Source organism: Streptomyces sp. BF23-19 (assembly GCF_041106355.1).
Taxonomy (GTDB): domain Bacteria; phylum Actinomycetota; class Actinomycetes; order Streptomycetales; family Streptomycetaceae; genus Streptomyces; species Streptomyces virginiae_A.
Genome location: NZ_JBGBPT010000048.1, coordinates 1 through 21,430, shown reverse-complemented (window position 1 = coordinate 21,430; position 21,430 = coordinate 1). Strand labels below are relative to the sequence as shown.

Below are 21,430 nucleotides of genomic sequence, written 5' to 3'. Positions count from 1 at the left end.
ACGCCCAGCGGGCAATCCCCCGTAGATTCCCTGCGCTTACGCAGATGATCGACGAGGGGACGAGGTCATGCCTGAACCGGAAGCAACAGGGACAGAACGGGACGCGGCGAGTCCGGGCAGTACATCGGGCTCGCCTTCTCCCCGGTCCATCGCCGCGTGGGTGCTCGTCGGACTCGTCGGCGCCATCGGCTGGGGCGTGCTCGCGCTCTCGCGCGGCGAGGAGATCTCCGCCGCCTGGCTGCTCGCCGCCGCGCTGGGCTCGTACGCGATCGCCTACCGCTTCTACGCGCGCTTCATCGCGGACCGCGTACTGAAGGTGGACGCCAGCCGGGCCACCCCCGCCGAACGCCTTGACAACGGTGTCGACTTCCACCCCACCGACCGCCGGGTGCTCTTCGGTCACCACTTCGCGGCCGTCGCCGGCGCCGGCCCGCTCGTCGGACCCGTACTCGCCGCGCAGATGGGCTATCTGCCGGGCACCATCTGGATCGTCGCCGGCGTCATCTTCGCCGGGGCCGTCCAGGACATGGTCACGCTGTTCTTCTCCACCCGCCGCGACGGGCGTTCGCTCGGCCAGATGGCCCGGGACGAGATCGGCCCCGTCGGCGGGGCCGCCGCCCTGATCGCCGTGTTCGCCATCATGATCATCCTGCTGGCGGTCCTGGCCCTCGTCATCGTCAACGCCCTGGCGCACTCGCCCTGGGGCGTCTTCTCCATCGGCATGACCATCCCGATCGCCGTCTTCATGGGCTTCTACCTGCGCGTCCTGCGACCGGGCCGGGTCACCGAGGTCTCCGTCATCGGCGTCGCGCTGCTGCTGCTCGCCATCGTCGCGGGCGGCTGGGTCGCCGAGTCCTCCTTCGCGGACACCTTCACCCTGGAGAAGGAGACGCTGGTCATCTGGATGGTGGTGTACGGCTTCCTGGCATCGGTGCTGCCGGTGTGGATGCTGCTCGCACCCCGCGACTACCTCTCCACCTTCATGAAGGTCGGCACGATCGCGCTCCTCGCCATCGGCGTGGTCATCGCGATGCCCACCCTGAAGATGCCCTCGATCACCGACTTCGCGGCCCGCGGCGACGGACCGGTCTTCGCCGGGTCGATGTTCCCCTTCGTCTTCATCACCATCGCCTGTGGCGCGCTCTCCGGCTTCCACGCCCTGGTCTCCTCGGGAACCACCCCGAAGATGATCCAGAAGGAGACCCAGGTCCGCATGATCGGCTACGGCGCCATGCTGACCGAGTCCTTCGTCGCCGTCATGGCGATCATCGCGGCCTGCATCATCGAGCCCGGCCTCTTCTTCGCCGTCAACTCCCCCGGCGGGGTCATCGGCACCACGGTCGAGTCCGCCTCCCAGGCCGTGACCAACTTCGGTTTCGCCATCTCCCCCGAGGCGCTCGCCCAGGCCGCCAAGGACGTCGAGGAAGCCAGCCTGCTCTCGCGCACGGGCGGTGCGCCGACCTTCGCACTCGGAATGTCGGAAATCTTCTCCGCCGTGGTCGGCGGCGCCGGCATGAAGGCGTTCTGGTATCACTTCGCCATCATGTTCGAGGCGCTCTTCATCCTGACGACGCTCGACGCGGGCACCCGCGTGGGCCGGTTCATGCTCCAGGACACCCTCGGCAACGTGCACAAGTCCTTCAAGGACGTCAGCTGGAAGCCCGGCGTGTGGTTCGCGAGCGCGATCGTCGTCGCCGGCTGGGGCTACTTCCTGTGGGTCGGCATCAAGGACCCGCTCGGCGGCATCAACCAGCTCTTCCCGCTCTTCGGCATCGCCAACCAGCTCCTCGCCGCGGTCGCGCTGGCCGTCTGCACCACGCTGCTGATCAAGTCCGGCCGGCTCCGGTGGGCCTGGGTGACGGGCGTTCCGCTGGTCTGGGACGCCACGGTGACGCTCACCGCGAGCTACCAGAAGATCTTCTCCGAGGACGTGAAGGTCGGGTTCTTCGCCCAGCGCGACAAGTACCAGGCCGGAATCGACGCCGACAAGGTCCTGGCGCCCGCCAAGAACATGGACGACATGCACACCGTGGTCACCAACGCCACGGTCGACGGCGTCCTGTGCGCCCTCTTCGCCCTCCTGATCATCGTGGTCCTCGCGGACGCGGCCCGGACCTGCCTCAAGGCCGTCCGCGACCCGGGGTCGGCGACCCTCTCCGAGACCCCGTGGACGGAGTCGAAGATCGTCGCCCCGGCCGGGCTGATCGCGACCGCCGAGGAGCGGGCGGAGCTCGCCGCGGCGGGTCCGGAGGCGGGCGGCGGACACGTCACGGAGCCGGTGGCCTGATGAGCGTGCGCAGCGCGCTGGCGAAGGCGCGCTTCTACGTACGGGAGTTCTCGGGGGAGGCCGCGTACGACCGGTACGTGGCCCACACCCGCTCCCACGACCCGGACGCGGAGGTCCTGACCCGCCGCGCCTTCGAACGCGCCCGTACGGACGCCCGCGAGGCGGACCCCCGCGAGGGCTTCCGCTGCTGCTGAACCACCCCGCACGCCGAAGGCCCCGCCGCTCCCCGCGGCGGGGCCTTCGTACGTTCGGCGCCCGCCCGTCGCCGCCCGTCCTGCACACTCGACCGCATGGACATGGTGATCAGGGCGGTGCGGCCCGCCGAGTACGTGGAGCTGGGTGAGATCACGGCGCGGGCCTACCTCGCCGACGGGCATCTGGACTTCAACGAGGACGACCACTACCTGAATGTGCTGCGCGACGTGGCCGGTCGGGCCGCCGAGGGCGAGGTGCTCGTCGCCGTGCGGGACGAACGGCTGCTGGGCGGTGTGACCTTCGCCGCTCCGGGCAGTCCGCTCGCCGACATCTCGGCTCCGGACGAGGCCGAGTTCCGGATGCTCGCGGTGGCCCACGAGGCGCGCGGCCAGGGCGCCGGCGAGGCTCTGGTGCGGGCCTGCGTGGAGCGGGCGAGGGCTCTGGAGGGGGTGACCGGCCTGGTTCTCTCCACCCAACGCAGCATGGCCGGGGCCCATCGGATCTACGCGCGACTGGGCTTCGTACGCACGCCGGAGCGGGACTGGGCGCCGATCGAAGGCCTGACACTCCTCACTTACCGGCTCAAGCTGTAGCCACGCCGACACTACATGTGGGGGTTACCGCAGAGGGCCGCCCCCACATGTATGCTCATGCCTGCTGTCGCCGCAGGGGAATCCGGTGCGAATCCGGAACTGTCCCGCAACGGTATGAAGTGTCCGGCTACCGGACACCAAGTCCGATGACCTGCCGTCAGCGCGCCCGGCTCGACCGAACCGGGTGCCGATTCGTCCGGGCCTCGCGGTTGGGCCGGTGGACGCCATGTGGGGTACGCGTTCTCGTTGCGCCCGCATGCGCCCGCTCGCGCCCCGCCCCGCCGATGACCGGGCCGAGCGAGGGAGAGCTCCCGCCGTGACCATCGCGCCTTCCGCACCGCGCGCCGAGTCCACTTCTGGCGACAACACCGAGGGCCCGGGGGCCACGCTGCTGCGTACCCTCACCGAACTTACGGCGGACCTCCCCGACACCGACCCCGGCCGGGTCGCGGCCTCCGCACTGCGCGGCCGCAGCTCCGCCGCCGACGACGCCGAACTGCGCGGGCTGGCCACCGAGGCCGCCGCCGGTCTGATCTCCGAGGACCCGGCCTACTCCCGGCTCGCCGCCCGCCTGCTGACGCTGGCCGTGCGCGACGAGGCCGCGAGCCAGGGCTCCACCTCCTTCTCGGCCTCCGTCGAGGTCGGCCACCGCGAGGGCCTCATCGCGGACCGCACGGCCGAGTTCGTCCGTACGCACGCGAGCCGGCTCGACTCCCTCGTCGAACTGACCCTCGCCGAGGGCGCCGACGACCGCTTCGGCTTCTTCGGCCTGCGCACCCTGCACAGCCGCTACCTGCTGCGCCACCCGATCACCCGTCAGGTCATCGAGACCCCGCAGTACTTCATGCTGCGCGTGGCGTGCGGTCTGGCCGCCGACGAGAGCGTCCAGGCCGTCGAGGAAGTGGCCTCGCTGTACCGGCTGATGAGCCGTCTGGACTACCTGCCGTCCTCCCCGACGCTCTTCAACTCCGGCACCCGGCACCCGCAGATGTCCTCCTGCTACCTGCTGGACTCCCCGCTGGACGAACTCGACTCGATCTACGACCGCTACCACCAGGTGGCCCGTCTCTCCAAGCACGCCGGCGGCATCGGCCTCTCGTACTCCCGCATCCGCGCCCGCGGTTCCCTGATCCGCGGCACCAACGGCCACTCCAACGGCATCGTGCCGTTCCTGAAGACCCTCGACGCCTCCGTCGCCGCCGTGAACCAGGGTGGCCGCCGCAAGGGCGCCGCCGCCGTCTACCTGGAGACCTGGCACGCGGACATCGAGGAGTTCCTGGAGCTCCGCGACAACACCGGTGAGGACCAGCGCCGTACGCACAACCTGAACCTCGCCCACTGGGTGCCGGACGAGTTCATGCGCCGCGTGAACGCCGACGCCGACTGGTCGCTGTTCTCCCCGGCCGACGTGCCCGAGCTGGTCGACCTGTGGGGCGACGAGTTCGACGCCGCCTACCGCAAGGCCGAGGCGGACGGCCTGGCCCGCAAGACCATGCCCGCCCGCGACCTGTACGGCCGGATGATGCGCACCCTCGCGCAGACCGGCCAGGGCTGGATGACCTTCAAGGACGCCTCCAACCGCACGGCGAACCAGACCGCCGAGCCGGGCACCGTCGTGCACTCCTCGAACCTGTGCACCGAGATCATCGAGGTCACCAACGACGGCGAGACGGCCGTCTGCAACCTCGGCTCGGTCAACCTGGGCGCGTTCGTCATCGACACCGCGAACGGTCGCGAGATCGACTGGGAGCGGATCGACGAGACCGTCCGCACCGCCGTCACCTTCCTCGACCGCGTGGTGGACATCAACTTCTACCCGACCGAGCAGGCCGGCCGCTCCAACGCCCGCTGGCGTCCGGTGGGCCTGGGCGCGATGGGCCTCCAGGACGTCTTCTTCAAGCTGAAGCTGCCCTTCGACTCCCCCGAGGCGAAGGCGCTGTCCACCAAGCTCTCCGAGCGCATCATGCTGGCCGCCTACGAGGCCTCCTGCGACCTCGCCGAGCGCAGCGGCGCGCTGCCGGCCTGGGAGCAGACCCGTACCGCCCGTGGTGTCCTGCACCCGGACCACTACGACGTCGAGCTGAACTGGCCGGAGCGCTGGGACGCGCTGCGCGCCCGCGTCGCCGAGACCGGCATGCGCAACTCCCTGCTCCTCGCCATCGCCCCGACGGCGACGATCGCCTCGATCGCCGGCGTGTACGAGTGCATCGAGCCGCAGGTCTCCAACCTGTTCAAGCGCGAGACGCTCAGCGGTGAGTTCCTCCAGGTGAACGGCTACCTGGTGGAGGAGCTGAAGCAGCTCGGCGTGTGGGACGCCCAGACCCGCGAGGCGCTGCGCGACTCCTCCGGCTCGGTCCAGGGCTTCGGCTGGATCCCGGCCGAGGTCCGCGAGCTGTACCGCACGGCGTGGGAGATCCCGCAGCGCGGTCTGATCGACATGGCGGCGGCCCGTACGCCGTTCCTGGACCAGTCGCAGTCGCTGAACCTGTTCCTGGAGACGCCCACCATCGGCAAGCTCAGCTCGATGTACGCGTACGCCTGGAAGCAGGGGCTGAAGACCACCTACTACCTGCGCTCGCGCCCGGCGACGAAGATCGCCCGCGCCGCACAGGCGGCCACCCCCGTCGAGCTGCCGCAGGCGGTCGCCGACGCCGAGGCGCTGGCCTGCTCCCTTGAGAACCCCGAGTCCTGCGAGGCCTGCCAGTAATGAGCTCCAACGACACCAAGAACCTCCTGGACCCGGGCTTCGAGCTCACGCTCCGTCCGATGCGCTACCCGGACTTCTACGAGCGCTACCGGGACGCGATCAAGAACACCTGGACCGTCGAGGAGGTCGACCTCCACTCGGACGTCGCGGACCTCGCGAAGCTGACGCCCTCCGAGCAGCACATGATCGGCCGACTGGTCGCGTTCTTCGCGACCGGCGACTCGATCGTCTCGAACAACCTGGTGCTGACGCTCTACAAGCACATCAACTCCCCGGAGGCGCGCCTGTACCTGTCGCGCCAGCTGTTCGAGGAGGCCGTGCACGTCCAGTTCTATCTGACGCTGCTCGACACCTACCTGCCCGACCCGGACGACCGCGCGGCCGCCTTCGACGCGGTCGAGGAGATCCCCTCCATCCGCGAGAAGGCGCAGTTCTGCTTCAAGTGGATGGACTCGGTCGAGAAGATCGACCGGCTGGAGACGGCAGCCGACCGCCGCCGCTTCCTGCTGAACCTGATCTGCTTCGCGGCGTGCATCGAGGGCCTGTTCTTCTACGGCGCCTTCGCCTACGTGTACTGGTTCCGCTCGCGCGGTCTGCTGCACGGCCTGGCCACCGGCACCAACTGGGTGTTCCGTGACGAGACCATGCACATGAACTTCGCGTTCGAGGTCGTGGACACGGTCCGCAAGGAGGAGCCGGAGCTCTTCGACGACGCTCTCCAGCAGCAGGTCACCGACATGCTCAAGGAGGCCGTGGAGGCGGAGCTGCAGTTCGGCCGCGACCTGTGCGGTGACGGCCTGCCGGGCATGAACACCGAGTCGATGCGCGAGTACCTGGAGTGCGTCGCGGACCAGCGTCTGGTCCGTCTCGGGTTCCCGCCGGTGTACGGCTCGCAGAACCCGTTCTCCTTCATGGAGCTGCAGGGCGTGCAGGAGCTGACGAACTTCTTCGAGCGCCGTCCGTCGGCCTACCAGGTCGCGGTCGAGGGCACGGTCGACCTGGACGAGGACTTCTAGGGGTTCCAGGGGTTCTACGACTTCCAGGAGTTCCGGGGAGTGACCGACCGGGGAGCCGGGATGCGGAGGTTTCCGTGTCCCGGCTTCTCGCGTTCCCCGGTGGCTCAGTGGGCGATGGGGCCCCAGTACCGCCGGGCGGCGGGCCGGAAGGCGCGCCGGCGCGGGGTGGGCGGGAGGCCGCCCGCGCGCTGGCGGGGCAGCCACACCAGCCGGGTCGCGACGGCCCGGATCTGCTGGTCGATCCGCCGGTCGCGCAGGATCCCGTAGAGGCTGGGCCCGAGCACGAGGGCGGCGATGGCGAGGACGACGAGGTAACTCACGAAGGTGGTCATAGCTCTACTGTCCGCCTGATCGCCCATGATCGACAGTGGCAGTACTGTCATAGAAGACCGAATTACTGCCACACTGGGGTCATGCTGACCAACGTGGCCGTGGCCCTCGTCGACGGAGTCGCCCCCTTCGAGCTGGGGATCTTCTGCGAGGTGTTCGGAATCGATCGCAGTGACATGGGCGTACCGGTGTACGACTTCGCCGTCTGCGCGGCGGAGGAGGGGCCGCTGACCGTGGGCGGGGGCGCCTTCGGCATCACCCCCGCACACGGGCTGGAGCGGCTGGAGGAGGCCGATCTGATCTGCCTGCCCGCCGCCAATGACGCGGGCGTACGCATCTACCCCGAGCCCCTGCTCGCGGCCCTGCGCCGGGCCGTGGAGCGAGGGGCGCGGGTCCTCAGCGTGTGCAGCGGGGCCTACATCCTCGGCGCCGCCGGACTGCTGGACGGCCGCCGGTGCACCACGCACTGGATGCACGCCGCGGCCCTGACCCGGCGCTTCCCGCGGGCGGTCGTCGACCCGGACGTGCTCTACGTCGACGAGGGCCCGGTGATCACCGCCGCCGGCACGGCCTCGGGCATCGACGCCTGCCTGCACGTGGTCCGCCAGGAGCACGGGGCCGAGGTGGCCAACATCATCGCGCGCCGCATGGTCGTACCGCCGCACCGGGACGGCGGGCAGGCCCAGTTCATCCAGCGGCCGCTGCCGCGCACGGCCTGCGACACGGTGGGCGAGGTGATCGAGTGGATGGCTCGCCACCTGGGCGAGGAGATCACCGTCGAGCAGCTCGCGGAGCGCGCGCACATGTCCCCGCGGACCTTCGCCCGCCGCTTCCTCCAGGAGACCGGCACCACCCCGTACAAGTGGGTGCTGCGCCAGCGGGTCCTGCTGGCGCAGGAGCTGCTGGAGTCGACCGGCGAGACGGTGGACGCGATCGCCGGCCGCTGCGGCTTCGGCAACGCGGCCGCCCTGCGCCACCACTTCCTGCGGACCCTGGGCACCACGCCGAACTCGTTCCGGCGCGCCTTCCGGGGCCCGCAGGCCGCCTGAGGGCTGTCCCTTCCGGATCAGGCGTTGGGGACGGTCTCGTAGCGCGGGGTGCCCTCGTCCATCTGCCGCAGGGCGTCCTTGCGGTCCCGCTTCGAGAGGCGGTCGATGTAGAGGTAGCCGTACAGGTGGTCGGTCTCGTGCTGCAGGCAGCGGGCGAAGTAGCCGGTGCCGCGCACCTTGATCGGGTTGCCCTGCGCGTCCTGGCCCTCGACCTCGGCGTAGTCCGGGCGGGCCAGCGAGGCGTACGCCGTCGGGACCGACAGGCAGCCCTCGTTGGAGTCGTCCAGCACACGGGCGGCGGCCGGCAGCTCGATCAGCTTCGGGTTGACCACGACACCGGTGTGCCGCTTGCCGTCGTCGTCCGGGCAGTCGTAGACGAAGACCTTGGCGTCCACGCCGATCTGGTTCGCGGCCAGGCCCACGCCCTCGGCGGCCTTCTGGCTGGCGAACATGTCGTCGATCAGCTGCGCCAGCTCGTCGCCGAACTCGGTGACGTCCTTGCACTCCCGGTGCAGGACCGGGTTGCCGACCACGGTGATCGGACGGGCCGTGCCGCGCTGACGGTGGGCGAGCTCACGCGCCTCACAGTCCTCGGTGTCCACGACGTACCCGTCGTTCACGCTCTCGACAACCTCGTTCTCCTGCTGCGCCATGTCCGCCGTACGCCTTCCGTAAGTCCCGGTCATCGATGGTCGTGGTGGCCACCGATGTGCCCGTACAGCCTACGGCCCCGGGTCAGCAGACTTCTTCGAGATCCCGCCACTCGCGCGTGCCCGGGCTGTCCGCGACCCAGCCGTCGAGCAGTCCGCGCACCAGACCGGCCGGTGCCGCGATCCCGCATTCGCGCTCGGGGACCCACAGGGAGCCCGAGCCGGCCGTACGGTGCCCGAGCGGTCCGGGGTGTCCGGGCTCGCTGTGGTCGTGCGGATCGAGGTGCTGCTCACCGTCGCCCTCGTCGCTCGGCATCTCGCTCTCCGAGCAGGTCCGGCACAGCAGCCGCACCGACGAGGACCAGTCCTCGGCGGCGAATCCGGCGTCCGAGGCCAACTGCTCCAGCGCGTCGCGGTCCGCCTCGGTGGCCGCCTCCAGCAGCACCACCCAGGTCGGCACCGGGGACGGCGCCCACAGCTCGATCTCGTCGAACACGGGGTACGAGGGGCCGGCCGCGGTCACCCGCTCTCCGTGCGGAACCCCGTCGTGGAGCACGACCTCGCCCCAGCGCCGCCCCGAGGAGGGCAGCGGGATCGACAGGACCTCCAGCCGGGCCGGGTCCAGCCGACGGCCCCAGACCACCTCGGCCTCGCCCTCGGGCGACAGCCGCACCGCGGCGCTGCCCAGCTCCATCCCGACCGGCTCGCCCGCCCCGGCGGCGTCCCCGGGCACCTTCAGCCCGTACGCCTGCCAGGCCCGCCGGGCCAGCGGCCAGTCCTGCAACGCGGTGGCGGCGATCCCGACGTTCCACCAGTCCGGGGCGCCGGTCTCCCGGTCCAGCAGGGCCACGGCGCGCAGTCCGGCGGCCCGCGCCTGCTCCCAGTCGTGCCGGAACTTGTGCAGCAGGGCCAGATTGAACCAGGACTCGGACAGCCAGGGCTCCAGGTCCGCCGCTCTCGTCAGGAGCGCGCCCGCGTCCTCGTACCGCCCGTCGCCGATCAGCGTGAACGCGCGGTCGGTGGCCTGCCGCCACGAGGCGGAGGGCCGATGCCGTACCTTCCCGAAGATCCTCACGATTCCCGCCTGCCTGGGGGCACCTCCCAGCGGTCGCTGGGGAACAACGGTGCAGCCTTGCGGACACTCCTACGGTCCCTCTTACTGGCATCCAACCATGCCCACTCGGACGGCCGCTCATTACCCATGGGTTACCCAGGTGGGACGGGCACCACTCTGTCACGTCCGCCCCTGGCCAGAACCCTTGCCAGGCACTCCACGACCTCCGGCTGGTAATCGTGCCCGGTGCCCAGGCGGAGCCGCTCCAGGGCGGCCAGTGAGCCACCCGGGTGACGACTCCCGCCGACCAGATCGTCGTACGCATTCACCGTACGCACGATCCGGGCCGCGGTGGGCTGTTCCCGGTACGGATCCGCCTGCCGCTCCACCACCACGGCGACCTCGGCGGGCACCCCGGTCTGGCGGGCCACCTCCCCGCCCAGCTCGGCGATCCGGCGGGCCTCGCCGTCGGGCAGCCCGGCCGTGGCTCCGTCCGGAACCGGGTCGACGAGGGAGAGCTGCCCGATGTCGTGCATCAGGGCGGCGTACTCCAGCACGGTGAGCTCCCGCTCCGACAGGCCCAGCTCCCGGCCGACGGCACAGCTCAGGGCGGCCACCCGGCGGGAGTGGCCCGGGCGGGTGCAGCCGGCGATCTCGGTGGCGCGGGCGAGGGAGGTGATGGTCTGGCGGTAGGTGGTGCGGATCGCGGTGATCCGGTGGAAGGACAGCTGGGTCAGCAGCAGGGGCACGCTGAAGACGGGCAGGGCCCACAGGCCCGCGACGGCCGTGCCGAGCGCCATCACGACCCCGGTGGCGCAGATCGCCGAGCCGATGCCGAGCTGGGCGCGCAGTTCGTCGCGCAGCGCCGGACCGTAGGGCCGGCCGGTCCGGGCCCCGGCGAGCGCGGCGGCGAGCACGGCGTCGCACAGGGCGGTGAGGCCGAGCAGGAAGAGCAGGAAGCCGACGAGGTACGGGCCCTGGCCCACCCGCTGCTCCAGCCGACCCGAGTTGTAGAGCGGCTGGAAACAGGCGGCGGCGAAGGCGACCGTGAGCACCCGGCGGGACAGGTGGTCGAGGGCGGGACCCCGGCCGCGGGCGATGTGCGGGACGATCCCGGCGAGGACGGCGGCGACGACGACCGCGACGGTCTGCAGCACCCCGTGGTGGGTGGGCTGCCCGGCGCTCTGGCCGAGCAGGGCGTAGGCGAGGGCTCCGGCGGAGCCGAGCGGTGCGGGGTGCCGTCCGAGGGGGTCCCGGCGGTCCCGGCGGGCGAGCTCCCCGACGGTGATCAGGGTGGCGAAGGCCAGGGCGGCGCCGGGCTCGGCGACGCCGTTCCACAGGGTGTGGCCGAGCGCGGCGCCGGTGAGCACCCCGGCGGCCCCGCGTACGGTCCAGGCGGCGGGGGCCCTCATCCGCCCGCCCCGCCGGCGTCGGCGTCCGGGCCGGACCCGCCGGCCGGGCCGGGAACCGCGGGGACCCTGCCGGGTTGTGGGGCCGGTGCGGCCGTACGGGAGCCCTGCTCCGGCATCGCGGCCAGGGCCGACGGCCGCGGGCCCGGTCCAGGTCCGGGTACCGGCCCCGGCATCCCCGCGGCGGCGGCCCCGGCCGGGATCACCTGGAGGTCCTCGTCCGAGGTCACCACCGGGTGCCAGCCGGTCCGGCCGATCGCGTCGACCAGCGCACGCACCATCGACGGGTCGAACTGCGCCCCCGCGCACCGTTCCAGCTCCGCGAGGGCGACCGGCACCGGCCGGGCCCGGCTGTACGAGCGGGTCGAGGTCATCGCGTCGAAGGCGTCGGCCACCGCCACCACCCGGGCCAGTACCGGGATCTGCTCGCCGGTCAGCCCGTACGGATAGCCGGAACCGTCGACCCGCTCGTGGTGGTGCAGGATCGCGGACCGGGCCTCGCCGAGGAAGCCGATGCCGCGCACCATCTCGTGCCCGTACTCGGGGTGCAGCTCGATGATCCGGCGCTCCTGCGGGGTGAGCGGACCGTCCTTGCGCAGCAGCCGGGTGGGGACGCCGAGTTTGCCGACGTCGTGCAGGATCCCGGCGATGCGCACCGTCTCCAGCCGGTCCTCGGTCATGCCCAGCTCCCGGGCGATCATCGTGGAGGCCTGGCCGACCCGTTCGCTGTGGCCGCGCGTGTAGCGGTCCTTGATGTCGACGGCCTGGACGAGGGCGCGGATGGTGGCCTGGTGGGCGGCGCGTTCCCGGTGGTACTGGGCGAAGACCCAGCAGGAGATGTACATCGGCAGCAGGACGAGCAGTGCGGCCGGGGGCCCGTAGGCGCTGCGCCACATGACGGCCATCATCAGGCCTGCGAGGCCGTGGACGCAGTGCGGGGCGAGGGAGGAGGACAGGAGCCCGCGCCAGGCGGTGGCGGCCGGTCGGCGTTCGGCGGCGACCAGGATGCCGCCGTCGAGGACGGTGAGCACCAGGCAGAAGGCGACGGCCGCGGCCGTCGCGGGGAGCAGCGCGGAGGGGAAGTCGGCCGGTCCCGCGGGCGGCCCCGAGCCGGTGGCGGGCCCGCCGCCGAGGGTGGCCGGGCCGTGCAGCAGCCCGTAGGTCCGGCCCGCGACCCAGGCGGCTGTCGCCTGCTGCGCGCCGTGCCACACGCGGCGCACCCGGGCGGGCCGCCGGCCGGCGGTCCCCGCGAGTCCCCCGGGCAGCGCGACGAGCGCTGCGGCGGCGGGCGGCAGCAGGAGGACGGCGGCGAGCACCACGGGGAAGAAGGAGCCGATGCCCTCGGGCACCCGGCGGCCCAGCAGCGGGCGGACCTTCAGGAGTTCGCAGCCGAGGTAGAGCACGGCGAGCAGGAGGACGGCCGTCCAGGGCGTACCGGAATCCGTGAGGGCGGGGGTGACGCACGCGGCGGCCGCGAGAACGGCGCACAGGACGTATGCGCGCGCCCCCGGCGGAAGTGCCCGCATGGCGCTCTCCTCCCCTGTGCCGTGCACACCGGTCGCCGTATCGAACCAGCACCGAATGGGGAGAATAGGTGGGGCCCGGAGCGAGGTGGGCCACATTTCCGCATTGGGCCATGCGGACGCCCCCGGATTAGCACATTCGGGTGAATGAAGTGCTCTTCCGGGGGCGGCTGTTCAATCGTCCGACCGGTCGACGACCGGGTCAGCCGGGAGCGGGATTGTCGGCGGTGACATCGTGGTCGGGCACCGCCTGACCGGACCTGATCAGTTCGATCCGGCCCATCACCTTCGACCGCAGGTCGGTCGGCACGTCGTCCGACCCGCAGCAGCGCTTCACGAGCTTCTTCACGGCCTGTTCCAGCCCGTACTTCTCCAGGCAGGGATTGCACTCGCCGAAGTGCGTCTCGAACTTCGTGCAGTCACTGTCCGGCATCTCCTGGTCGAGAAACTCGTACAGGTGATCCAGGACCTCAGAGCACTCTGTCTCGTGCGGCTCTCCGCAACTCATGAGCCCGAGCCTTTCCGGTCGTTCGACTCTCCCGCGCCCGCGGGAACCAGCCCGCGCTCACGGGCATAGTCCTCCAGCATTCCGCGGAGTTGACGGCGGCCACGGTGCAGTCGCGACATGACCGTACCGATGGGTGTACCCATGATGTCCGCGATCTCCTTGTACGCAAAGCCCTCTACGTCGGCAAGGTAGACCGCGATGCGGAACTCCTCCGGAATGGCCTGCAGGGCTTCCTTCACATCGGAATCCGGCAGGTGGTCGAGCGCCTGCGACTCGGCGGAACGCAGTCCGGTCGACATGTGCGACTCGGCGCGCGCCAGCTGCCAGTCCTCGATCTCCTCCGCGGCGCTGCGCTGGGGCTCACGCTGCTTCTTGCGGTAGGAGTTGATGAAGGTGTTGGTCAGGATGCGGTACAGCCACGCCTTCAGGTTGGTGCCCTCGCGGAACTGGTGGAAGGACGCGTACGCCTTCGCGTACGTCTCCTGGACCAGGTCCTCGGCGTCGGCCGGATTGCGCGTCATGCGCAGCGCGGCCGAGTACATCTGGTCGAGGTAGCCGAGGGCGTCCCGTTCGAAGCGCGCGTTGCGCTCCAGGGTCGTCTCCTCCGCGTGGCCTTCGTCGGTCCCAGCGACAGGACCCACCTCCTCCGACAGCGTGGCGGCTCCGAAAGCGGATCCGCTCGAATCGGAGAATAGTCGACCTTCCCGGCCCTCCGCCGCCCGAAGCGAGCTGCGCTTGGGCGCGGGCAACACGGTCCAGTCCAGGTCAGCGGCCTGCCGACGGTTCTGGCTGATGACCTGGGTCATGCGCTCCCTCTCCTCCGACGAGTTCCCGTACGTTCCGACATTCGAGACAACAGAAGGGGCGGGCGGCGCATTCCCGGGCACCGGGCGGGTTTTCGGCTTTCGCCGCGACCCCGGCCCGCGGTCCTCACGTGGGGAGCCTCCCGAGCCACTCCCCCACCGCTTCGGTGATCGTCAGGAGTGCCTCCTGCTGGGTGGTGTCCGCCTTCTTCGGCACCGCGAAGCCGTGATCGGCGTGCGCCACCTCCACGAGCTCGTACGGGTCCCGCGCGCTCGGCGGCGGAAACTCCTCGGGCCGCCCGAAGGCGTCCCGGTCGCCCTGGATCACGAGGGCCGGGCGGCCGGCCCCGGTCAGCTCCTCGGCGCGGGACTTCTCCGGCCGGCCCGGCGGGTGCAGCGGGAAGGCCAGCGCCAGCACTCCGGCGGCGCCCAGCTCGGCGGCGGTCCGGCAGGCCACCCGGGCCCCGGCGCTGCGCCCGCCCGCGACCACCGGCAGTCCGGGCGCGACGAGCGCCGGCCACAGCCCGCGCCATCCCTCGTCCAGCACCTTGGGCGCGGCGGCGACCTTCTTCCCGGCGACCCGCCAGGGCTGTTCGACGAGGGCCACCGTGATCCCGCGGGCGGGCAGGGCGGCGGCCAGGGCCTGGAGGTCGCGGGCCTCGATGCCGCCGCCGGCGCCGTGGCTCACGGCGAGCACGAGCCTCGGCTTCGGCGCGCGGTGCCAGGTGATGCGGGCCTCGCCCGCCGGGGTGTCGACGCTCTGGGTACGCGTGGTCATGCGTCCCATCCTGCCCGGGTCAGAAGAGGGTGCCCTCCTCCGGCGCGGCCAGCTCCGTCAGCAGCTCCGGGCCGTTGTTGCGCACGCTGCTCACGGCGGTGGACACCGGGTAGGCCCGCATCAGCCCGCCGGGCGGCGGGGCGAGCAGCTCGCGCAGCGAGCCCTCGGTGTCGGTGTTCGCCGGGTCCAGCCAGGCGTCCCAGCGGTCCGGGGGCAGCATCAGCGGCATCCGCGGGTGGATGTCGGCGAGCGAGCGCGGTCCCTCGGCGGGGGCCACGCCCAGGGGGCCGGACTCGGCCTCCGTGGTGATCACCGAGCAGGTGACCCACCAGGAGAGCGGGTGCTCGTCGGGCAGGGTCCGGTCGCGCCAGAACTCGTATATCCCGGCCATGGCGAAGACGGAGCCGTCGGAGGGGAGTACGAAGTAGGGCTGCTTGCGGGCCCGCTTCTTCTTGCCCTCCACCTCCAGCTGCCGCTCGTCGTGGGCGGTGACCCACTCGTAGTAGCCGTCGGCGGGAATGATGCAGCGGCGCTGCGCGAAGGGCCGGCGGAAGGACGGCTTCTCGTGCAGGGTCTCCGACCGAGCGTTGATCATCCGGGCGGCGCCGTCGGGGTTCTGGGCCCAGGAGGGGACCAGCCCCCATTTCAGGACGCGCAGCTGGCGAACCGGACGTGGGTGCGAGGCGTCTTTGAGTGGACGGTCGAGGACCACGTGGACCTCCTTCGTCGGCGCCACGTTGAAATCGGGGGCCAGGGTCTCCTCCGGTTCCCATTTCTCGATGCCGAAGGCCTCCACGAGGTCCTCGGGCCTACGACCCGCCGCATACCGTCCGCACATGGCTGTCACACTGCCATGCCACCCGCACCTCACCGCAAGGAGTCCGCCACCTTATGGACAGCAGCACGACGGCCGGTCTGTGGGACCGGCTCACGGGCATACAGACCCCGCCCGACCTGTGGCTGGTGATCACGACAGGTCTGGTCGCACTGGCCGCGGTGGGGCCCCACCCGGTGTGGCGGCTGTCGCGCAACGCGATCACCATCGCGCACGAGGGCGGGCACGGGCTGCTGGCCCTGCTGACCGGGCGGCGCCTGAGCGGGATACGGCTGCACTCCGACACCAGCGGGGTCACCGTCAGCCGGGGCCGGCCGACCGGGCTCGGGATGATCCTGACGGCCGCGGGCGGGTACACGGCGCCCTCGCTGCTCGGGCTGGGCGGGGCGGCGCTGCTGTCCGCGCACCGGATCACGCTGCTGCTGTGGGCGGCCACCGCCCTGCTGCTGGTGATGCTGGTGATGATCCGCAACGCGTACGGGGCGTTGACGGTGGTACTGACCGGCGGAACCTTCCTGCTGGTGTCCTGGCTGACCCCGGCCGAGGTACAGGCGGGTTTCGCCTACCTGGTGGTGTGGTTCCTGCTGTTCGGCGGGGTCCGGCCGGTCTTCGAGCTGGGAGCCAAGCGCCGGGGCGGCGGGGCGCCCGATTCGGACGCCGACCAGCTCGGCCGGCTCACGCACCTGCACCCGGTGGTGTGGCTGCTCTTCTTCCACGTGGTCGCGCTGTGCTCGCTGATCGGCGGCGCCCGCTGGCTGCTCGCCCTGTGACCGCTCCCTGAGACGGGGCCGGGATCAAGATCTGGCATCGGGGGAAGCCACTAAAGTGGTGGCCATGACCGAGACCCCCGCGCTCCCTGCCCTCTGGCCCGCTCCGCTCGCCGATGGGACCGTCCACGCCACCGTCACGGTGCCGGGATCCAAATCGGTCACCAACCGGGCCCTCGTGCTCGCCGCGCTCGCCGCCGAGCCCGGCTGGGTGCGCCGCCCGCTGCGCTCGCGCGACTCCCAGCTGATGGCCGACGCGCTGCGCGCGATGGGCGTCGGCATCGAGGAGACCGTCTCGTCCAGCTCCGCCGGTGACGGCGCGGGAGGCGAGGCCTGGCGGGTCATCCCGGCGGCCCTGCACGGCCCGACGACCGTGGACGTCGGCAACGCGGGCACGGTCATGCGCTTCCTGCCGCCGGTCGCCACCCTCGCCGACGGCGACATCCGCTTCGACGGCGACCCGCGTTCCTACGAGCGCCCGCTGGGCCAGGTCATCAGCGCCCTGCGTACCCTCGGCGCCCGCATCGACGACGACGGCCGGGGCGCGCTGCCCATGACCGTCCTGGGCGGCGGGGCGCTGGAGGGCGGCACGGTCGAGATCGACGCCAGCAACTCCTCGCAGTTCGTCTCCGCGCTGCTGCTCTCCGCCCCGCGCTTCAACCAGGGCGTCGAGGTCCGGCACGTGGGCGGCAACCTGCCGTCGATGCCGCACATCCGGATGACCGTGGAGATGCTGCGCGCGGCGGGCGCCCAGGTCGACACCCCCGAGGCCGGGGGCGAGAAGGACGTGTGGCGGGTCACCCCCGGCGCGCTGCTGGGCCGCGACATGGTCGTGGAACCGGACCTCTCCAACGCGCAGCCCTTCCTGGCCGCCGCCCTGATCACCGGCGGCACGGTGACCGTCCCGGACTGGCCGCGCCGCACCACCCAGCCGGGCGACGCGCTGCGCCGGATCTTCACCGAGATGGGCGGCTCCTGCGAGCTGACCGACGCGGGCCTGGTCTTCACCGGCACCGGCAAGATCCACGGCATCGACGTGGACCTGAGCGAGGTCGGTGAGCTGACCCCGGGCATCGCGGCGGTGGCGGCCCTGGCCGACTCCGAGTCGGTGCTGCGCGGTGTCGCGCACCTGCGGCTGCACGAGACGGACCGGCTGGCCGCGCTGACCAAGGAGATCAACGGGCTCGGCGGCGATGTCACCGAGACCGCCGACGGTCTGCGCATCCGGCCGCGCCAGATGCGCGGCGGCGTGTTCCACACGTACGACGACCACCGGATGGCCACCGCGGGCGCGGTGATCGGCCTGGCGGTGGAGGGCGTGCAGATCGAGAACGTGGCGACGACCGCGAAGACCCTGCCGGACTTCCCGAAGATGTGGACGGACATGCTCGCCGGGGACGCCGATGGCTCCGGGGTGCCCGGAGCGGGAGCGTAGGGCCCGTCATGCGCAGGTACGGCAAGCACACCGACGAGGACGACATCCGCCAGCGCCCGAACCCCAAGGGCAACCGGCCTCGGACCAGCATCCGCCCCAAGCACGAGGACGCCGCCGAGGGCTTCGTCCTCACGGTGGACCGTGGCCGGCTGACCTGCCTGGTCGAGGGCCGTTCCGTGCACGCGATGAAGGCCCGAGAACTGGGCCGCAAGGCGGCGGTGGTCGGCGACCGGGTCTGGATCGTCGGTGACCTGTCCGGCAAGAAGGACACCCTGGCCCGCATCGTGCGGATCGAGGAGCGCAAGTCCGTCCTGCGGCGCACCGCCGACGACGACGACCCGTACGAGCGGGTGGTCGTCGCCAATGCCGACCAGCTGGCCATCGTGACGGCCCTGGCCGATCCGGAGCCGCGGCCCCGGATGATCGACCGCTGTCTGGTGGCGGCGTACGACGCCGGCCTGGAGCCGTTGCTGGTGCTCACCAAGTCGGACCTGACCTCCGCGGACAAGATCCTGGAGATCTACTCGACCTTCGGCCTGAAGTACGTGGTGACCAACCGCGAGGAGCTCGCGGCGGGCGACGCGGCCGACCGGGTGCGCGAGCACCTCAACGGCCGGATCACCGCCTTCGTCGGCCACTCGGGCGTCGGGAAGACCACGCTGGTGAACTCGCTGGTCGCCGAGGGCCGCCAGCGCGCCACCGGAGTGGTCAACGCGGTGACCGGCCGCGGCCGGCACACCACGACTTCGGCACTCGCGCTGCCACTGCCGGGCGGCGAAGGCTGGGTCATCGACACCCCGGGCGTGCGCTCCTTCGGCCTGCACCACGTGGACCCGTCCCGGGTGATCCTGGCCTTCCCCGAGCTGGTGCCGGGGACGGAGGGGTGCCCGCGCGCGTGCAGCCACGACGAGCAGGAGTGCGCGCTCGACAAGTGGGTGGAGGACGGCCACGCGGACCCGGCGCGGCTGTATTCGCTGCGCCGACTGCTGCAGACGCGCGAGCGCCGCGAGGGCGACTGACCGTCCGGCGGAGGTCCGGCCGCGTTTGTCGAGGGCCCTGTCTGGATAAATGCATAATCGCACCAAGTGACGCGATGTCACGTGACGCGGGGAGGCATTCGCCATGGCGTGGCTGCTGGTCGTGGTCGCCGGACTCCTGGAGACCGGTTTCGCGGTCTGCCTCAAGCTCTCCCACGGATTCACCCGGCTGGGGCCGACCATCGCCTTCGCCTGCTTCGCGCTCGGCAGCTTCGGTCTGCTGACCCTGGCGCTCAAGAAGCTGGACGTGGGCCCGGCGTACGCGGTGTGGACGGGCATCGGCGCCGCCGGGACGGCGATCTACGGCATGGTCTTCCTCGGCGACCTGGTCTCCACGCTCAAACTCGTCTCGATCTCGCTGGTCATCCTGGGCGTCATCGGCCTCCAGCTGTCCGGGTCTGCGCACTGAGCAGCCCGCGCAGCTCGCCCGGCCCCGGCTCCTCCCCCGGGGCGATCACGTAGGAGAGGGCGAGGCGTACGGCGAGTTCGCAGCGCTGCGGGCCCTCCCCCGGCGTCAGCGCGGCGGCCGCCCGGTCCCGCACGGCCCGGGCCAACTCGCCGGGCCCCGGTGCCCGGCGGCCCGCCGCGGGCAGGCCCGCGTCCCAGGCGCCGGTGAGCAGGGCCCGTACGAGGGGCTGGGCTCGGGCCGTCCGTACGGTCCACTCCGCGACGGCGGCGAGCCGTTCGGCGGCCCGGTCCGGGGCGGACAGGACCCGGTCCACCCCGTCGAGGTAGCGGTCGGCCTCGCGGCGGACCAGGGCGCGGCCCAGGCCCGCCTTGCCGCCGAACTCGTTGTAGAGGGTCTGCCGGGACACCCCGGCGGCGGCGGCCACGTCGACCATCCGCACCTGAGGCCAGGGGCGCGCCGAGAGCGCCGCTCCCGCCGCCTCCAGCAAGGACTCCCGGGCTGCCGGCATCCGCGCCTCCCCGTTCGGCTCTCTCCGGTCAGAGTTGACGGGTCGCCAGATCCTGTCAAGGGCGCGCCCTGGCCGCACCGTGGACAGCGTTGGTCGGCTTCCGGGAGTCTCGATACTGTTCGGGCATGCCCGAGTATGACGATGACCTGCGCCTTGCCCTCGAACTCGCCGACGCGGCGGACGCCGCCACGATGGAGCGGTTCCGCGCCCTCGACCTGCTGGTCGAGACGAAGCCGGACATGACCCCGGTGAGCGAGGCGGACAAGGCGGCCGAGGAGATCATCCGGGCCGGTATCGCCGCCGCCCGGCCGGACGACGCCATCCTGGGCGAGGAGTACGGGCTCCAGGGCAGCGGTCCGCGCCGCTGGGTGGTCGACCCGATCGACGGTACGAAGAACTACGTGCGCGGGGTCCCGGTCTGGGCGACCCTGATCTCCCTGATGGCCGAGGACACCGACGGCGAGTTCCGCCCGGTGGTCGGCGTGGTGTCCGCGCCGGCGCTGGGCCGCCGCTGGTGGGCGACCCGGGGCGGCGGCGCGTACGCGGGCGGCGCGCTCGGGGAGACCGCCGCCATCGGCGTGTCCAAGGTGGGCGGGCTGGGCGACGCCTCGTTCGCGTACTCCTCGCTGAGCGGCTGGGAGGAGCAGGGCCGGCTCGCCGGGTTCCTGGACCTGACCCGGGCGTGCTGGCGGACCCGCGGCTACGGGGACTTCTGGCCGTACATGATGGTCGCGGAGGGCTCGCTGGACCTGTGCGCGGAGCCGGAGCTCAACCTCTGGGACATGGCGGCGATCGCGGTCGTGGTCCAGGAGGCGGGCGGCCGTTTCACCAGCCTCGACGGGGTGGACGGGGTGCACGGCGGGAACGCCGCGGCCTCGAACGGACTGCTCCACGAGGAGATGCTGGGCCTGCTGCGCCCGCGCGCCTGAGCCCGCCGGCGACAGCTCTCGGCGCTGTTCGCGCTCCGTCGCACGCCTTCTTGTCGGCCCTACGGGTCCGTGGGAATCTGATACTCCCCACGCTTGTGCGCTTGTGAACCGTTTCTCTTGAGGCGGCTCCTCGGGCGCACCCACCCAGGCGGGGGGACTCACCCCAGGAGGTGGCTCTCTTCATGCTCGTCCGTGACGCCATGAGCACCGTGATCCTCACCCTCGGACCCGCACACACCCTCCGACAGGCGGCCTGCCTGATGTCCGGCCGGCGCGTCGGCGCGGCCGTCGTCCTCGACCCCGACCACAGCGGAATCGGCATCCTGACCGAGCGCGACATCCTCAACTCGATCGGCGCGGGCCACGACCCGGACCGGGAGTCCGTGGGCGCGCACACCACCAACAACGTCGTGTTCTGCACCCCGGACGCCACCGTGCAGGAAGCCGCCGAGGCGATGGCCCACGGCGGCTTCCGGCACCTGATCGTGCTGGAGCACGGCGGACCCGTCGGCATCGTGTCCGTACGGGACGTCATCCGCTGCTGGGTCCCGGCACGGCGCACGGTCCCCGCGTGAAACGACGCCGGGCCGCAGCCCTCCGAGGAGGTC

The 21,430-nt window shown here is 71.8% G+C and carries 22 protein-coding genes and 1 riboswitch; of the genes, 12 read left to right on the top strand and 10 right to left on the bottom strand.

The window, feature by feature from the left end; translation table 11 throughout:
• Positions 1-67 precede the first annotated feature (67 nt).
• The 5 genes from AB8A24_RS25380 (at position 68) to AB8A24_RS25360 (ending at position 6,798) form a co-directional block, all read left to right on the top strand.
• Positions 68-2,287, top strand: coding sequence for a carbon starvation CstA family protein (locus tag AB8A24_RS25380; RefSeq protein WP_369477740.1), 2,220 nt, complete (start codon positions 68-70; stop codon positions 2,285-2,287).
• A complete protein-coding gene (locus tag AB8A24_RS25375) occupies positions 2,287-2,481 on the top strand; it encodes a YbdD/YjiX family protein (RefSeq protein WP_030711622.1) in 195 nt (64 codons plus the stop codon). The genes AB8A24_RS25380 and AB8A24_RS25375 overlap by 1 nt, the downstream gene beginning before the upstream one ends.
• A 96-nt stretch (positions 2,482-2,577) precedes the next feature.
• A complete protein-coding gene (locus AB8A24_RS25370) occupies positions 2,578-3,075 on the top strand; it encodes a GNAT family N-acetyltransferase (protein ID WP_328961751.1) in 498 nt (165 codons plus the stop codon).
• A gap of 17 nt (positions 3,076-3,092) precedes the next feature.
• Positions 3,093-3,249, top strand: a riboswitch (cobalamin riboswitch).
• A gap of 142 nt (positions 3,250-3,391) precedes the next feature.
• Positions 3,392-5,782, top strand: coding sequence for a ribonucleoside-diphosphate reductase subunit alpha (locus AB8A24_RS25365; RefSeq protein ID WP_328961752.1), 2,391 nt, complete (start codon positions 3,392-3,394; stop codon positions 5,780-5,782).
• The gene (locus AB8A24_RS25360; protein ID WP_369477739.1) at positions 5,782-6,798 is read left to right on the top strand and encodes a ribonucleotide-diphosphate reductase subunit beta; all 1,017 of its coding nucleotides are present in this window, start codon (positions 5,782-5,784) and stop codon (positions 6,796-6,798) included. Before AB8A24_RS25365 ends, AB8A24_RS25360 begins: the two co-directional genes overlap by 1 nt.
• A gap of 104 nt (positions 6,799-6,902) precedes the next feature.
• Here AB8A24_RS25360 and AB8A24_RS25355 read toward each other — a convergent pair whose 3' ends face one another.
• Positions 6,903-7,130: a hypothetical protein gene (locus AB8A24_RS25355; protein ID WP_266380163.1), complete on the bottom strand. Its 228-nt coding sequence runs from the start codon at positions 7,128-7,130 to the stop codon at positions 6,903-6,905.
• Between the two features lie 81 nt (positions 7,131-7,211).
• Between AB8A24_RS25355 and AB8A24_RS25350 the strand changes: the two genes are divergently transcribed.
• Positions 7,212-8,177: a helix-turn-helix domain-containing protein gene (locus AB8A24_RS25350; protein ID WP_369477738.1), complete on the top strand. Its 966-nt coding sequence runs from the start codon at positions 7,212-7,214 to the stop codon at positions 8,175-8,177.
• Between the two features lie 17 nt (positions 8,178-8,194).
• Here the strand turns inward: AB8A24_RS25350 and def are convergent, their stop codons facing one another.
• The 8 genes from def to AB8A24_RS25310 form a co-directional block, all read right to left on the bottom strand.
• Entirely contained in the window at positions 8,195-8,830 is a 636-nt protein-coding gene (gene def / locus AB8A24_RS25345; protein ID WP_266380170.1) for a peptide deformylase, read from the bottom strand.
• 82 nt (positions 8,831-8,912) lie between these two features.
• Positions 8,913-9,902: a hypothetical protein gene (locus tag AB8A24_RS25340; RefSeq protein WP_030011692.1), complete on the bottom strand. Its 990-nt coding sequence runs from the start codon at positions 9,900-9,902 to the stop codon at positions 8,913-8,915.
• A 131-nt stretch (positions 9,903-10,033) separates the two neighbouring features.
• The gene (locus AB8A24_RS25335) at positions 10,034-11,293 is read right to left on the bottom strand and encodes an HD-GYP domain-containing protein (protein ID WP_369477737.1); all 1,260 of its coding nucleotides are present in this window, start codon (positions 11,291-11,293) and stop codon (positions 10,034-10,036) included.
• On the bottom strand, positions 11,290-12,816 hold the full coding sequence (locus AB8A24_RS25330) for an HD-GYP domain-containing protein (RefSeq protein ID WP_369477736.1): 1,527 nt from the start codon (positions 12,814-12,816) through the stop codon (positions 11,290-11,292). Before AB8A24_RS25330 ends, AB8A24_RS25335 begins: the two co-directional genes overlap by 4 nt.
• Positions 12,817-13,015: 199 nt before the next feature.
• Positions 13,016-13,321: a mycothiol system anti-sigma-R factor gene (gene rsrA / locus AB8A24_RS25325; RefSeq protein WP_030012982.1), complete on the bottom strand. Its 306-nt coding sequence runs from the start codon at positions 13,319-13,321 to the stop codon at positions 13,016-13,018.
• Entirely contained in the window at positions 13,318-13,962 is a 645-nt protein-coding gene (locus AB8A24_RS25320; protein WP_030385954.1) for a sigma-70 family RNA polymerase sigma factor, read from the bottom strand. The genes rsrA and AB8A24_RS25320 overlap by 4 nt, the downstream gene beginning before the upstream one ends.
• Positions 13,963-14,251: 289 nt before the next feature.
• The gene (locus AB8A24_RS25315; protein WP_328961757.1) at positions 14,252-14,902 is read right to left on the bottom strand and encodes an alpha/beta family hydrolase; all 651 of its coding nucleotides are present in this window, start codon (positions 14,900-14,902) and stop codon (positions 14,252-14,254) included.
• 19 nt (positions 14,903-14,921) lie between these two features.
• A complete protein-coding gene (locus AB8A24_RS25310) occupies positions 14,922-15,740 on the bottom strand; it encodes an SOS response-associated peptidase (protein WP_328961758.1) in 819 nt (272 codons plus the stop codon).
• 53 nt (positions 15,741-15,793) lie between these two features.
• On the opposite strand from AB8A24_RS25310, the gene AB8A24_RS25305 reads away from it, so the two are divergent.
• The 4 genes from AB8A24_RS25305 to AB8A24_RS25290 all read left to right on the top strand — a co-directional run bounded on the left by AB8A24_RS25305 (position 15,794) and on the right by AB8A24_RS25290 (position 19,385).
• Positions 15,794-16,507: a M50 family metallopeptidase gene (locus AB8A24_RS25305; protein WP_328961759.1), complete on the top strand. Its 714-nt coding sequence runs from the start codon at positions 15,794-15,796 to the stop codon at positions 16,505-16,507.
• Positions 16,508-16,571: 64 nt separating this feature from the next.
• On the top strand, positions 16,572-17,939 hold the full coding sequence (gene aroA, locus AB8A24_RS25300; protein ID WP_369477735.1) for a 3-phosphoshikimate 1-carboxyvinyltransferase: 1,368 nt from the start codon (positions 16,572-16,574) through the stop codon (positions 17,937-17,939).
• 8 nt (positions 17,940-17,947) lie between these two features.
• Positions 17,948-18,958 carry a ribosome small subunit-dependent GTPase A gene (gene rsgA, locus AB8A24_RS25295; protein WP_328961761.1) on the top strand — a complete coding sequence of 337 codons (1,011 nt, stop codon included), beginning with the start codon at positions 17,948-17,950 and terminating at the stop codon, positions 18,956-18,958.
• A gap of 103 nt (positions 18,959-19,061) precedes the next feature.
• Complete coding sequence (locus tag AB8A24_RS25290; protein WP_030711657.1) at positions 19,062-19,385, top strand: multidrug efflux SMR transporter; 324 nt, start codon at positions 19,062-19,064, stop codon at positions 19,383-19,385.
• Here the strand turns inward: AB8A24_RS25290 and AB8A24_RS25285 are convergent.
• On the bottom strand, positions 19,351-19,893 hold the full coding sequence (locus AB8A24_RS25285) for a TetR/AcrR family transcriptional regulator (protein ID WP_328961762.1): 543 nt from the start codon (positions 19,891-19,893) through the stop codon (positions 19,351-19,353). The two genes, AB8A24_RS25290 and AB8A24_RS25285, sit on opposite strands and share 35 nt — an antisense overlap.
• A gap of 125 nt (positions 19,894-20,018) precedes the next feature.
• Between AB8A24_RS25285 and hisN the strand changes: the two genes are divergently transcribed.
• Positions 20,019-20,822, top strand: a complete 804-nt coding sequence (hisN, locus tag AB8A24_RS25280) for a histidinol-phosphatase (protein ID WP_328961763.1) — start codon at positions 20,019-20,021, stop codon at positions 20,820-20,822.
• Between the two features lie 182 nt (positions 20,823-21,004).
• Complete coding sequence (locus AB8A24_RS25275; RefSeq protein WP_202199808.1) at positions 21,005-21,397, top strand: cyclic nucleotide-binding/CBS domain-containing protein; 393 nt, start codon at positions 21,005-21,007, stop codon at positions 21,395-21,397.
• Positions 21,398-21,430: the final 33 nt, after the last annotated feature.

Bases quoted from the DNA above. Each gene is read 5' to 3' on its own strand.
- AB8A24_RS25285 (WP_328961762.1), bottom strand. From the start codon at position 19,893: ATGCCGGCAGCCCGGGAGTCCTTGCTGGAGGCGGCGGGAGCGGCGCTC.
- AB8A24_RS25275 (WP_202199808.1), top strand. From the start codon at position 21,005: ATGCTCGTCCGTGACGCCATGAGCACCGTGATCCTCACCCTCGGACCC.
- AB8A24_RS25315 (WP_328961757.1), bottom strand. From the start codon at position 14,902: ATGACCACGCGTACCCAGAGCGTCGACACCCCGGCGGGCGAGGCCCGC.
- AB8A24_RS25350 (WP_369477738.1), top strand. From the start codon at position 7,212: ATGCTGACCAACGTGGCCGTGGCCCTCGTCGACGGAGTCGCCCCCTTC.
- aroA (WP_369477735.1), top strand. From the start codon at position 16,572: ATGACCGAGACCCCCGCGCTCCCTGCCCTCTGGCCCGCTCCGCTCGCC.
- rsgA (WP_328961761.1), top strand. From the start codon at position 17,948: ATGCGCAGGTACGGCAAGCACACCGACGAGGACGACATCCGCCAGCGC.
- AB8A24_RS25380 (WP_369477740.1), top strand. From the start codon at position 68: ATGCCTGAACCGGAAGCAACAGGGACAGAACGGGACGCGGCGAGTCCG.
- AB8A24_RS25330 (WP_369477736.1), bottom strand. From the start codon at position 12,816: ATGCGGGCACTTCCGCCGGGGGCGCGCGCATACGTCCTGTGCGCCGTT.
- AB8A24_RS25370 (WP_328961751.1), top strand. From the start codon at position 2,578: ATGGACATGGTGATCAGGGCGGTGCGGCCCGCCGAGTACGTGGAGCTG.
- def (WP_266380170.1), bottom strand. From the start codon at position 8,830: ATGGCGCAGCAGGAGAACGAGGTTGTCGAGAGCGTGAACGACGGGTAC.
- AB8A24_RS25375 (WP_030711622.1), top strand. From the start codon at position 2,287: ATGAGCGTGCGCAGCGCGCTGGCGAAGGCGCGCTTCTACGTACGGGAG.
- AB8A24_RS25290 (WP_030711657.1), top strand. From the start codon at position 19,062: ATGGCGTGGCTGCTGGTCGTGGTCGCCGGACTCCTGGAGACCGGTTTC.
- AB8A24_RS25360 (WP_369477739.1), top strand. From the start codon at position 5,782: ATGAGCTCCAACGACACCAAGAACCTCCTGGACCCGGGCTTCGAGCTC.
- AB8A24_RS25355 (WP_266380163.1), bottom strand. From the start codon at position 7,130: ATGACCACCTTCGTGAGTTACCTCGTCGTCCTCGCCATCGCCGCCCTC.
- rsrA (WP_030012982.1), bottom strand. From the start codon at position 13,321: ATGAGTTGCGGAGAGCCGCACGAGACAGAGTGCTCTGAGGTCCTGGAT.
- hisN (WP_328961763.1), top strand. From the start codon at position 20,019: ATGCCCGAGTATGACGATGACCTGCGCCTTGCCCTCGAACTCGCCGAC.
- AB8A24_RS25310 (WP_328961758.1), bottom strand. From the start codon at position 15,740: ATGTGCGGACGGTATGCGGCGGGTCGTAGGCCCGAGGACCTCGTGGAG.
- AB8A24_RS25305 (WP_328961759.1), top strand. From the start codon at position 15,794: ATGGACAGCAGCACGACGGCCGGTCTGTGGGACCGGCTCACGGGCATA.
- AB8A24_RS25335 (WP_369477737.1), bottom strand. From the start codon at position 11,293: ATGAGGGCCCCCGCCGCCTGGACCGTACGCGGGGCCGCCGGGGTGCTC.